The organism is Acinetobacter sp. NIPH 542 (assembly GCF_000369825.1).
Lineage (GTDB): Bacteria > Pseudomonadota > Gammaproteobacteria > Pseudomonadales > Moraxellaceae > Acinetobacter > Acinetobacter oleivorans.
In genome coordinates, this window is sequence record NZ_KB850206.1 from 1145177 (window position 1) to 1157586 (window position 12410).

14 protein-coding genes are annotated in these 12410 nt (G+C 35.7%); 11 read left to right on the forward strand and 3 right to left on the reverse strand.

The window, feature by feature from the left end; translation table 11 throughout:
* Positions 1–86: 86 nt before the first annotated feature.
* Complete coding sequence (locus F886_RS10940; RefSeq protein WP_081402158.1) at positions 87–770, reverse strand: FMN-dependent NADH-azoreductase; 684 nt, start codon at positions 768–770, stop codon at positions 87–89.
* Between the two features lie 119 nt (positions 771–889).
* Here F886_RS10940 and F886_RS10945 point away from each other — a divergent pair, with 119 nt between their 5' ends.
* The 3 genes from F886_RS10945 (at position 890) to F886_RS10955 (ending at position 2621) form a co-directional block, all read left to right on the forward strand.
* Positions 890–1741: a LysR family transcriptional regulator gene (locus tag F886_RS10945; protein ID WP_005304951.1), complete on the forward strand. Its 852-nt coding sequence runs from the start codon at positions 890–892 to the stop codon at positions 1739–1741.
* Positions 1742–1838: 97 nt separating this feature from the next.
* Positions 1839–2105, forward strand: a complete 267-nt coding sequence (locus tag F886_RS10950) for a hypothetical protein (protein ID WP_005304955.1) — start codon at positions 1839–1841, stop codon at positions 2103–2105.
* Between the two features lie 180 nt (positions 2106–2285).
* On the forward strand, positions 2286–2621 hold the full coding sequence (locus F886_RS10955; protein WP_081402159.1) for a hypothetical protein: 336 nt from the start codon (positions 2286–2288) through the stop codon (positions 2619–2621).
* A 68-nt stretch (positions 2622–2689) separates the two neighbouring features.
* Here the strand turns inward: F886_RS10955 and F886_RS10960 are convergent, their stop codons facing one another.
* On the reverse strand, positions 2690–2854 hold the full coding sequence (locus F886_RS10960) for a hypothetical protein (protein WP_002113596.1): 165 nt from the start codon (positions 2852–2854) through the stop codon (positions 2690–2692).
* 470 nt (positions 2855–3324) lie between these two features.
* Between F886_RS10960 and F886_RS10965 the strand changes: the two genes are divergently transcribed.
* From F886_RS10965 to F886_RS11000, 8 genes are all read left to right on the forward strand, one after another.
* Positions 3325–3630, forward strand: a complete 306-nt coding sequence (locus F886_RS10965) for a YcgL domain-containing protein (RefSeq protein ID WP_005304960.1) — start codon at positions 3325–3327, stop codon at positions 3628–3630.
* On the forward strand, positions 3623–4009 hold the full coding sequence (locus F886_RS10970; protein ID WP_013198006.1) for a hypothetical protein: 387 nt from the start codon (positions 3623–3625) through the stop codon (positions 4007–4009). Before F886_RS10965 ends, F886_RS10970 begins: the two co-directional genes overlap by 8 nt.
* 29 nt (positions 4010–4038) lie before the next feature.
* Positions 4039–4890, forward strand: a complete 852-nt coding sequence (locus tag F886_RS10975; protein ID WP_002113662.1) for an AAA family ATPase — start codon at positions 4039–4041, stop codon at positions 4888–4890.
* A 15-nt stretch (positions 4891–4905) separates the two neighbouring features.
* On the forward strand, positions 4906–6093 hold the full coding sequence (locus tag F886_RS10980; RefSeq protein WP_005304964.1) for a vWA domain-containing protein: 1188 nt from the start codon (positions 4906–4908) through the stop codon (positions 6091–6093).
* A gap of 37 nt (positions 6094–6130) precedes the next feature.
* Positions 6131–7336, forward strand: coding sequence for a tryptophan synthase subunit beta (gene trpB, locus F886_RS10985; protein ID WP_005304973.1), 1206 nt, complete (start codon positions 6131–6133; stop codon positions 7334–7336).
* A gap of 238 nt (positions 7337–7574) precedes the next feature.
* Positions 7575–8579 (forward strand): 50S ribosomal protein L3 N(5)-glutamine methyltransferase, encoded by a 1005-nt coding sequence (gene prmB, locus F886_RS10990; protein WP_005304977.1) that lies wholly within the window; start codon positions 7575–7577, stop codon positions 8577–8579.
* A gap of 12 nt (positions 8580–8591) precedes the next feature.
* Complete coding sequence (gene aroC, locus F886_RS10995; RefSeq protein WP_004792535.1) at positions 8592–9683, forward strand: chorismate synthase; 1092 nt, start codon at positions 8592–8594, stop codon at positions 9681–9683.
* Between the two features lie 330 nt (positions 9684–10013).
* Positions 10014–10739: a hypothetical protein gene (locus tag F886_RS11000; RefSeq protein WP_005304980.1), complete on the forward strand. Its 726-nt coding sequence runs from the start codon at positions 10014–10016 to the stop codon at positions 10737–10739.
* Between the two features lie 243 nt (positions 10740–10982).
* On the opposite strand, the gene F886_RS11005 is transcribed toward F886_RS11000, so the two are convergent.
* The gene (locus F886_RS11005; protein ID WP_005304984.1) at positions 10983–12212 is read right to left on the reverse strand and encodes a GGDEF domain-containing protein; all 1230 of its coding nucleotides are present in this window, start codon (positions 12210–12212) and stop codon (positions 10983–10985) included.
* Positions 12213–12410: the final 198 nt, after the last annotated feature.

Sequence of the window (12410 nt, forward strand, 5' to 3'; positions counted from 1 at the left end):
AATTGGGTTGGCTTTTTATTTTTAATCATATAACTCAGTTAAAATGTCAGTAGATTCTTAAATTTTAAAAATTAAGGATTCATATTTTACGAACTTTCTGTATATGAAGCGGAAAGTTCAGCTACGAGTTTCTCTGCTTTTTGAAAAGCATTTTCTAACGATTTTATATGTCGTGCATCTCCAAACTCTTGATATTCTGAAGCAATTTCATAAATTTTCTCTACCCCTAAATATTTGCTGAGTGTGCGAAGGTGAGGTACAAGATGATTCATGTGATGGCGGATGCCATCTTTCTCAAAACCAAACTCTCCACTAGAGGTGATAATGATTAAAATTTTTCCATATAGAAGCGGTTGTAAAGGAAATTCTCCTCGAGCAAGGTCAAAATCAAATGTTTTATTAATCCGAATAATTTGGTCAAACCATGCTTTAAGTTGAGCAGGCATACCATAATTGTACATAGGGGAAGAAATTAAAATGATATCTGAACTCGAAACTTCCGAGATTAACTGATCTGATATAGATAAAACATCACATTGAGCTTGAGTTCTTTTATTTTCAGGTGTGAATACAGCATCAATCCAGTCTTGATTAATAAATGGTGGTGGATTCATTCCTACATCACGATAAATATACTCATCTATAGGCACTTGCTTTTTCCATGAGCTGACCAATCGGCTGGCAATATTTTTAGAAATCGAATTATGGTTTGAATTAGGATTAATCGCAGCTCTTACACTAGCATCTATATGTAATATTTTACTCATCATAAATTCCAAAAAAGTTAAGGTTTAATTTATTTTGAGTTTTAAAAGATAAGTAGACAAACGAGAAAATTACATTTATAGATGAGTTTAGATCACCTATAAATATAAACTTTGGAGAAAGCATGCAAGTCTCTTTGCAAGCACTTAAGGCATTTGAATCAGCCGCTCGATTGGGGAGTTTTAAATTGGCTGCTGAAGAACTTTCGCTAACACCGACTGCGATTTCACATCATATTACTAATCTAGAAAGCAGATTAAATGTTGATTTGTTTCATCGACAAGTAAGAAAAATAACGCTTACAACCACAGGAGAGAGACTTGCTGGGGCAATTTCTGAAGGGTTTCGTAAAATTGAAGATGCATTAGATCAAATAACAGTAAATGGAAATGTAGTGAGAGTGGCTAGTACATCTTCACTCGCTGCAATGCTGTTAATTCCTTCAATAAATGAATTTTATCAATTGCACCCCGATATCTCAGTTGAATTCTCTACAGGTGAAACTTTAGAAAGTCACTTATATACATTGCCTATTCGATATGGTGATGTATCTTCAGTACCTTCTAAAGATGTCCTTAAATATGAGTCTTTTAATGTATTTGGTGCATCTAAACTTACTCTGACCAAAGATGTGAGTGAGCCAATCACGTTATTCACCACTGAATGGAAAAATAAAGCATTACCAAGTCCACCATTAGAGACGTGGCTTGAGATGAATGGATGGGACCAAAAGAAGGTGATAATTAAGAAATTTGATCAGGAAATTTTTGGCATACATGAGGCTTTATCTGCCAATGGATTAGTATTTTGTTCTGCTACACTTACCCATAGGTTCATTAAGGCGAATCTTTTACAGGAGTTTAAAACCAAACCCATTCAATCAGAGCTGTGTTACTACATTCCAAATAAGGAAGATTTTAAAAATAGAAATGCGAGAAAATTTATTGAATGGGTAGAAAGTTTATTCAACCAGTAAACTTATATCTTTGATTGGTTTTAACTACACAACACTAAAACTCATATAGCCTTTTTATGCTATAAACTTAGATAAATTAATAATTAGAGAGATAAATATGCTTAACAACTTTAATGCTGAACAAGCTCGTCAAAATGCTAAAAACTTTAAAATAAATCAAGACGTCATATTGGAAAAAATTTTAACTGGTACTGAGTCTGAATCTAAGGAGGGGAAGCGAAAAGCAACTTTCTGGTTTCCTGTTGATGCTATAAGCCCTGATCATCTTACTCTGGTTGAAGAGGAGCTTAAAAACAGAGGGTTTAATGTCTCAACTGATATTGAACATTCCGGCACCACCATCACAATTGAAATAAGCTTCTAATTATTGCTGCGTTTTAACCAAACCATCCTTAAAACAAGGGTGGTTTTTTTGTTGCATGATTCTCTGTGATTTAGAGGAAGTAAGTATAAATTTATTTACAATTAAATTTATATTAATCAGGATATTATTTGACAGTTTCCATCTTTTTCTGTAGCTTTACTTTTTGAGTGGAATATGGAAATGAACTTCCAAACAATACTTTTATCTTTCAAAAATCAATCTACTGGTACAGATGCATTTAAAGATTTAAAAAATGCTTGTGAACAGTCTCTTAAAGAATCTCAAAATACAAAAGAAAAAGCAGCCGTCTATTTAATCTATGGTTTTGCGCGTAGCTACGTGATCTTATATGAAGATGAAGCCGTAACGTCTGAATTTGCCAACACCTCTAAGTCTATGCTTATAGACTACATGGAATGTTTAAATGAAGCTCTATTAAGTCAAAATGATAGCGCTATTTTGAATGCCTTAAATCAAGTAAGCGATGACTATATAAAGAGCTCTCGAGTTTTCTAAACACTATTAATTTATTTTTGATGAAAATACTTCTTTAGCCCAAGCTAAAGAAGTATTTAATGTTTGTATTAGTGAGACTTTTTCTTACCGCCACCATCTTGTTTATTGACAGTAGACCATGCAATTCGTTCAGCTTCTTCTTGAGAATGACCTCTATCTACTTCACTCTCAACAATATGTTTAGCCTGACGTTTTTGCTTTGCTGTATAAGCTGTTTTATCACCGCGAGGCATAGTTCATCCTCCATATCTATCATTAAGATACTTAATATTTAAACATGCTGAGAATTTAAACCAGTTAAGTAATGTCTCCCAATGTGTATTAAGTGCTTAGAAGTTTTACCTAAATGTGAACTTGAAAAGGTAATAAATCACTTTAATGTCATAAATTTCATAGTATTAAAGTGTGAAAGTATTAAAAATAGATCACAAAAAGTACTCAGTAATGAACATTTTTTCTTTTTTCCTAAAAATTGTTTTTATTTTATTAAAGTTAAAAATTAGGTTTGGTGTTTAAAATCAAATACTTATTAATTTGTTGTGAAAGCCAGTTTTTATCTGGAACAAAGTTATTATCGACCTTAATCAATGTTGTAGGTTAATATTTCCCAAGAATTAAAAAAACGACTGATGCGTAAACAAACCTGCGTGTGTGAGTCGTTTTTTTTCATGTATGCTGTCCTTAGTTCAAGAGTTGATTTGAAATGCACTGTGATATTTATAGATCGAGCAAAAAAGATGAAATGTACATGTATATTGCTCGTCCAAACTATCCTGACGATGCGGAACAAGCTGATCCGTTTGAAAATGTTCCTGAAGCTGTTTTACAAGCGTTTGGTCGTGCAACGTTTGTCATGCATTTAGAATTAGCTCCAACACGTAAATTGGCGCGTGCTAATGTTTTACATGTTTTAGACTCATTACAAACAAAAGGTTTCTTTATTCAGATGCCACCAGAAGGGTTAATTAACCCAAATGCGGTTGAACCAGAGGGCTTACGTGGTGCGTGAAGATCAAACTGGAATAATGAATCAATTATTCTCTTTTTTGGATGTTGTTCCTGAAGGTGTTATTGCTTTAACAGCTTACGGAATAGGCGCTATTATTGCTTTATGGTGTTGGTGGCGATTAATGCGTCGCCTTCCTACAACTTTTGGTGCAATTAGCTGGCTTATTGTATTTGCTATTTTAGTTACCCCAACAGTGTCTGAAGGACCAAATGCATCGGTAGCACCTGCTATTTTTGGACTACTATTTGGTGTTTTAACCAAAGATAGCCCTCTAATTTGGTCAAATTTATCTTTAATTCTGTTTGTAGTTGGTCTAGGTTTGGTTGTTGGCTATTGTTGGTCAAAATATTCAACAAACAAAAGCATGCGTTCCATCTAACCATTGAAATAGAAAAATAAGGTCTTTACATGTCTGCTGATACCCAACATTTTACCGGTACAGATCAATATATCGCGACTGATAGTCTTAAGCTCGCTGTAAAAGCAGCTCGTGCTTTACAAAAGCCTTTACTCATTAAGGGTGAACCTGGCACGGGTAAAACTTTACTTGCTGAACAAGTAGCACAAAGTTTGGGTTTAAAACTGATCACTTGGCATATCAAATCGACAACCAAAGCGCAGCAAGGGTTGTATGAGTATGATGCTGTTTCTCGTTTACGAGACAGCCAGTTGGGTGATGATCGAGTTTACGATATTAAGAACTATATTAAACCCGGTAAACTGTGGGAAGCTTTCACGAGTGAAGAGCGTTGTGTTTTGTTGATTGATGAAATTGATAAAGCCGATATCGAGTTTCCAAATGACTTGCTGCATGAACTCGATAAAATGTCTTTTTATGTTTATGAAACTAATGAAACAATTACGGCAACACAACGCCCGATTGTAATTATTACTTCGAATAATGAAAAAGAATTACCGGATGCTTTCTTGCGTCGTTGTTTCTTTCATTACATTGAGTTTCCAGATGAAGCTACAATGCGAGAAATCATTGCGGTTCATTTCCCAAATATCTCTGCAACACTAGTAAACGAAGCTTTACAGGTTTTCTTTAAACTACGTGAAATTCCTAATTTGAAGAAACCACCATCAACCTCTGAGTTAATTGATTGGTTAAGCTTACTCATGGCAGATGATATGCCAGAAGATGTATTACGCAATCGAGATACATCAAAAGCGATTCCACCTTTATATGGTGCGCTGATCAAAAACGAGCAGGATGTGCAACTCCTCGAACGTTTGGCTTTCATGTCTCGACGTTAAAGGAGGGAATAACCCATGTTTGTGCGGTTATTTTACACCTTACGTAAATACGGTGTTCCAGTTACAACTCGTGAACTCATTGATTTAAACCGTGCAGTAAGTGAAGGTTTAGTTTTTGCCGATCAAGAAGAGTTCTATCAACTTGCTAAAACAATTTTAGTTAAAGATGAGCGCTTTTTTGATAAGTTTGATCGTGCCATGAAAGATTATTTTGACGGCATTGAAACCTTTGATCTGGACGAGTTACTCAAGCAAGTTCATAAGTTACCAAAAGACTGGTTTGATTTAGAACTTATAGAAAAGCATTTGACTCCTGAACAACGGGCAGAACTCCAAAAAGCAGGTTCCTTAGAAGAACTGATGAAAATGCTGGAAGAGCGGTTACGCGAACAGCATAAAAAACATCAAGGTGGTAACCGAATGGTGGGTACTGGTGGTACTTCGCCTTTTGGGGCCTTTGGAGATCATCCAGAAGGTGTCAGAATTGGTGGACCAGGGCGTAAACGTTCGGCAGTTAAAGTCTGGGAACAGCGTAAATATCAAAATCTGGATGATGACCAAGTTCTTGGTACTCGCCAAATGCAAATTGCTTTACGACGCTTACGTAAATTTGCACGTCAAGGTGCAGCCGAAGAGTTGGACGTTGACGGTACAATCCGTGAAACAGCCAAGCAAGGTATTCTTGATGTTCAAATGGTACCTGAGCGTCGAAACCGAATAAAAGTACTGATGTTGTTCGATGTGGGCGGTTCGATGGATGCTCATATTGCTCAATGCGAAAAACTGTTTAGTGCTGCTAAAAGTGAGTTTAAGACACTCGAATACTTCTATTTCCATAATTGTCTTTATGATTATGTCTGGAAAGATAACTACCGCAGAACAGCCACCCGTATGAACACATGGGATCTGTTTCACACCTATGGACGCGACTATCGTGTAATTGTAGTGGGTGATGCCAGTATGGCACCGTATGAATTGAAATCGGTGGGTGGCTCGGTTGAATATATGAATGATGAAACAGGTGAAGTTTGGTTACGTCGCTTACGTCAACATTTTGATAAAACAGCGTGGTTAAACCCTGAAACAGAAGGGTATTGGCATTACACTCAAACTATTGGTTGGATCAAAGAGATTTTTGAAAATCATATGTATCCAATGACGCTAAAAGGCATTGAGGATTTAACACGTTACCTTTCTCGATAAGCTTAATAACTTTAATAATTTTAAAAAGAGGGATGATATGCAACATCAAATTAACGGTATTGCTTTGCCGAATGAACAAGGATTTTTTGGTGAATATGGCGGACAATTCATTCCTCCACATTTAAAAGAAGCAATGGATGAAATTAATGTTGCCTATGAAGAAATTCGCCATACAGCTGAATTTCAAAATGAACTATCAGACCTCTTTACAAATTATGTAGGCCGTCCAAGTCCGTTATTTCATGCGAAGCGTCTATCTGAACACTTAGGTGGCGCACAAATTTACTTAAAACGTGAAGATTTGAACCACACGGGCGCCCACAAAATTAATCACTGCTTAGGTGAAGCTTTACTTGCTAAATATATGGGCAAAAAGAAAGTTATTGCTGAAACAGGTGCTGGTCAACATGGCGTTGCTTTGGCAACCGCTTGCGCATTAGTAGGAATTCCGTGCGAAATTCACATGGGTCAAGTCGATATCGAAAAAGAACATCCAAATGTGGTCAAAATGAAAATTTTGGGTGCTCATTTGGTGGCAGTTACACGTGGTACAGCAACATTAAAAGATGCTGTAGATAGTGCATTTGAAGAATATTTAAAAGACCCAAAAAACTTTATATATGCCATTGGTTCTGTTGTAGGTCCACATCCATTTCCTAAAATGGTTCGTGATTTTCAATCGATTATTGGCAATGAAATTAAAGATCAAACGCATCAACGATTTGGAAAAAGTCCCGATTATGTTGTGGCATGTGTAGGTGGTGGTTCAAATGCAATAGGTGCATTTACTGCATTTTTAAATGACTCAGACGTAAAACTTGTTGGGGTTGAGCCAGCTGGACATGGTTTAGAAACCAATATGCATTCAGCAACGCTAACTTTAGGTAAGCCAAGTCAAATTCATGGTATGGCGTGTTATGTGCTTGAAAATGAGGCGGGTGAACCTTTACCCGTGCATTCTATTGCTTCAGGACTAGACTATCCGGGTGTTGGGCCACAACACAGCTTTTTAAAAGATTTAGGGCGTGTTGAATATAGCACTGCAACTGACCAAGAATGTCTAGATGCTTTTATGACACTTTCTCGTGTTGAAGGTATTGTTCCAGCGCTTGAAAGCTCACACGCTGTCGCATGGGCCATTCGAGAAGCGCCAAAACTGCCGCAAGAAACCATGATTGTGGTGAATCTATCGGGCCGTGGAGATAAAGACTCTGATTATGTTGCCGAAAAGCTTAAGCTTTAAGCCGACTAATCTCCAAAAGCGGTCAGTATTTAAAGGCCGCTTTTTTTATTTTAAAAATTTAAATCAACCTCTAGTTAAAAGTTCATTATTTCTTAATTAAAACAAAGTATTCTGATTTTAACGTGTGATTGTTAGAGATCGGCATGTAAAACTCCTGTTCACAAGGCAAAGCGTTGCTTTGCTGTACCTCACTCAGTAGAATAGTCACTTTGCAAAATTTGCCTTTGGAGACGCCTAAGTGGAGCGACCGACGATTAGTCCTGAAAATTTACAGGAAGCGGCTGAGAATTTATCAACAATTCGAGATTTTATTCGTTTTGGGGTATCAGCATTACGTCAACATGATGCACATTTAGGACAAGGTACTGAAGATTATTTTGCAGAAAGCTCTGCATTAGTTTTACAAACCTTATCTCTTGAATGGTCAGCAGACGCAGAAATTCTAGATGCGAAGTTATTACCAAGCGAAAAAGCAGAATTTTTAAGCTTATTGAAACGTCGTATCAATGACCGTATTCCAACATCTTATTTATTAAATCTTGCTTATTTCTTTAATAAGCCATTCTATGTAGATGAGCGTGTACTCATTCCACGTTCACCAATTGCAGAATTAATTGAGCAACGTTTTGCACCATATTGTTTAGATGAAAATGGTCAAATGCGCGAAGCTCTCAATAATTTGCCAGAAAATGCAAAACCTAAAACTCCACAACGTATTTTAGATATGTGTACAGGTTCTGGTTGTATTGCGGTTGCTTTGGCTTATGCATATCCAGATGCTGAAATTGATGCAACTGACATTTCTAAAGAAGCTTTAGAAGTTGCTTCAATTAATACTGAACACCACAATAAGCAATATCAAGTTGCATTACTTGAATCTGACTTGTTTGCCAAGATTCCAGCTGAAAATCAGTATGATTTGATTGTAAGTAATCCTCCATACGTTGATGCTGAAGATATGGCTGACTTACCAGAAGAGTTTTTACATGAACCTGAACTTGCATTGGCAGCAGGCCAAGATGGTTTAGATTTAGTTCGTAAAATGCTTGCACAAGCGGCAGATTATTTAACTGAAGATGGTCTTATTGTCATTGAAGTAGGTAATTCTGAATGGTCGATGCGTCAGAACTTTAATACGATTGATTTCAACTGGCTCACTTTCCAAAAAGGTGGTTCAGGTATTTTTGCCTTGACTGCTGAACAATGTCGCCGTTATAGAAAACTATTTGAAGAGCAAATATAAGGAGTTGGGCATATGGCAGGGAATAGTATTGGACAACTCTTTCGTGTAACCACTTGTGGTGAGTCTCATGGCGTTGGCTTAATGGCAATTGTTGATGGTGTGCCACCAGGCCTTGAGCTAACTGAAGAAGACTTACAAAAAGATCTTGATCGTCGTAAACCGGGAACTTCTAAATTTGCGACTCAACGTAAAGAGCCAGATCAGGTTAAAATCATTTCAGGTGTTTTTGAAGGTAAAACGACAGGAACACCAATTGGTTTATTGATTGAGAATACTGATCAGAAATCAAAAGATTATGGCAATATTGCCCAAACTTTTAGACCTGGCCATGCCGACTATACATATACGCAAAAATACGGTTTTCGTGACTATCGTGGCGGTGGCCGTTCAAGTGCTCGTGAAACTGCTATGCGTGTTGCAGCGGGTGCAATTGCTAAAAAATATTTGGCAGAAAAATTTGGCATCTTGATCCGTGGTCATGTTACTCAAATTGGCAATGAAGTTGCCGAAAAACTGGATTGGAATGAAGTTCCGAATAATCCATTTTTCTGTGGCGATGTAGACGCTGTTTCACGTTTTGAAGCTTTGGTGACTTCTTTGCGTGAACAGGGAACAAGCTGTGGCGCGAAGCTAGAAATTTTAGCTGAAAAAGTTCCTGTAGGCTGGGGTGAACCTGTTTTTGACCGTTTAGATGCTGATATTGCTCATGCGATGATGAGTATTAATGCGGTTAAAGGGGTAGAAATTGGTGATGGTTTTGCAGTTGCTGGACAGTTTGGTCATGAAACACGTGATGAATTGACCAGTAATGGCTTTTTAGCGAATCATGCTGGTGGGATTTTGGGTGGTATCTCAAGTGGTCAATCCATTCGAGTTGCTATTGCACTAAAACCAACAGCAAGCATTACAACGCCAGGTAAAACGATTAATTTAAATCGTGAAGATACAGATGTGTTGACTAAAGGCCGTCATGATCCATGCGTAGGTGTACGTGCAACACCGATTGCAGAAGCAATGCTAGCGATTGTTTTAATGGATCACTTCCTACGCCATCGTGCTCAAAATGCAGATGTTATTCCGCCATTTGCTCCAATTGAACCTTAATCATATTTTTTGATTAGTACTTAAGACCCCGTATTTAATTTAAATATGGGGTTTTAAGTTTTTATTACACTGAAGTTTGATTAAATTTTAAATTATTGTCTTGTCTTATAATGTTTATATAAATATAATATTCTGCGATTTATTTTTGAATATATTCATCTGTAAAATCAGCAATTAAATATTGTTAATTTTTACTACACCAGATTTTTATATTTATCAATTAAAGTTAATTTAATCAAATTGCTTTTATATAAGCTTACTACATATTTAAATTTTTATTACTTTAAACAAAGAATTTTCAAAGTCATCATTGAAATTGGGGAAATATCAATGAATCAATGCACATATAGAATTGGCTGTATGTCAAAGGATAGGCTATTGCCTAAAAATTTAGAGGCAATGATAAAAGTTATTCATGACTTATCTTTGTCATCTCATCTTTTAGGGAATTGGATATACAGTGAAGACAATCCAGACATACATATTATTGATTTAGATAGCGGTTACACCAATATACTTATTCCAAAAAAAATTAAGATCGTATTAAGTAATAATCCTGAACTTTTAAAAGGCTACCAATATGGTTTGAAGAGACCTATAAGGTATCAGGAGCTTCTCAATATTTTACAAGATATTGAGAAGAATGAATATTTTAAAATTAGTCATCAAGAACGTATAACAAATAATGAGAATATCGTTTCTAAAGATCATTTGGAGACAAAGATTCTTTATAAACTTGTTTGTTATCCAAACTTTAAAAACATTCATGCAGAGCAGATTGTTAATGTTACTAGAGTTTGTGCTTTATTATCTATTGAGTCAAAAACAGCTCAAGAAATTAAGAGGTTTTTGAATTTATCCCTTGATGAAATACAAAAAATTATAGAAATAATAAAAAAAGAAGCTTATCCAAATTATGAAACAATACATGAAAATATTGTTTCGATTTTACCATTTTCGGCTGAAACCATTTCTACTGTGCCACAGAGAATAGAACAAAATTCTTTTTTTTATTTTTTAATTAAATTTTGGAAGAAACTAAAGGGTGGGTTCTAATGAAGTGGAGTTTTTCTACATTATATTGATTGAAGCCTGTAATTTTTATTATTTAAAATAGAATGTCGATTAATTGAAAGTCGCTAAATTTTTTAAGTTTATATAAGCCATTTTTAACGGATGGTTTAAAACTTAAATAAAAGAGATTTTCGTATGTAATGATTCTAAATTGTTTTTTAGCTTTGCCACGGATGGAAAAGCTAATTATTTATATTGAATCATTTCAAATGTAAGTCAGACTTTTTAAGTTAAATCTACAATTTGTTCTTCGTTTACAGCAATCTTATATTGATTACGCCCATTTGTTTTTGCCTTATACAAAGCATGGTCAGCGCGTGCTACGAAAGCAGAAATTGAATCGTTTAGGCGTGGAATCGTGGTTGCCACTCCAACGCTAATAGTGACTTGTGGTGAAACATCACTACATGGGTGTTTAATTGCAATTTTATCAATAGCATTCATTAAACGTTCAACTTGGATCAAGGCTTGCTGAGAATTTGTCATTGGAAATAACAGTAAAAATTCTTCGCCACCATAACGAGCAACCAAATCACCACTGCGTGCAGCAATAGAGGAAATAGCAATAGCGATTTCTTTTAAGCATTCATCTCCCTTTAGATGTCCTAAAGTGTCGTTGTAGGCTTTAAAATAGTCGATATCGACCATCATGATGGTAAGGGGGGTTTCATGTCGTAAAGCACGGCGCCATTCGTTATCCAGTGTTTCATCTAGATAGCGTCGATTGGCTAAACCGGTGAGTGCATCTTGCTGGGAAAGCAAAGATAATTGCTGTGCTTGCTGCATCAGTTCAATGCGATTCAGTTCGATCATGCAGTTTTGTAAGTAGTTTTCTCGATGTTGGCGGTCAGTTGCATAAGCAAGGGTCATTCCCAAGAAACTACTGAAGGTGTAAGTCCGGTTCAAGAAAGTCCAGTCGATCACTCCATTTAAGTAGTTACTTACCAAAATTCCAACAAGTCCTCCAACCCACCCAGCAAATATGGCTGTATAAAAACGCATACCTACTGCACCATAGATAATTACAATCGCATACATCATCGCCGCATGAAAAAGAACGTTCTCTTGGCCATTTTCTATAACGTTAATTAAAATAAAAGTAATTGCTACCGCTAAAGCTGAGCCAATTCCTACATAATAATCAAAATACTGATTTAATTTTTTAATAAACGATAAAATCCAGGCAAGGAAAATAATTACACCCACCCAAGAATAATAACTAAACCAGGGTAAAACTTGTTCAGTTGGCAATACTTGATATATACCAAAGCTTAAAAATATATATAATATTAAAATAATAGGCGCTCTATAGCGGAACTCATAGGCAGCACCGTTTTGGTATTGAAAACGATAAATCGTTTCAAGCTGCTTTGGAAACCATACGAAATTTAATCCTCGTGTGGTTAATAAATCTATTTGTTCCTGTCCCAATATATTGGAACCCTGCAACTTCATAATTAATGCTCTCTATATTGGAAGTTGTCATAAAATGAGACTTATTTTTAGTAAAGTTCCATCTAAAAATATTGATTATATAATGTGTGATTTATTCAAAATAATAATACAGATTTTTTAAAAAAGTAATGATTTTTATCTGAGTTAAATGTGATAAAAATCACGACATTTCAATGATTAGCGTAACAATTATCTAAA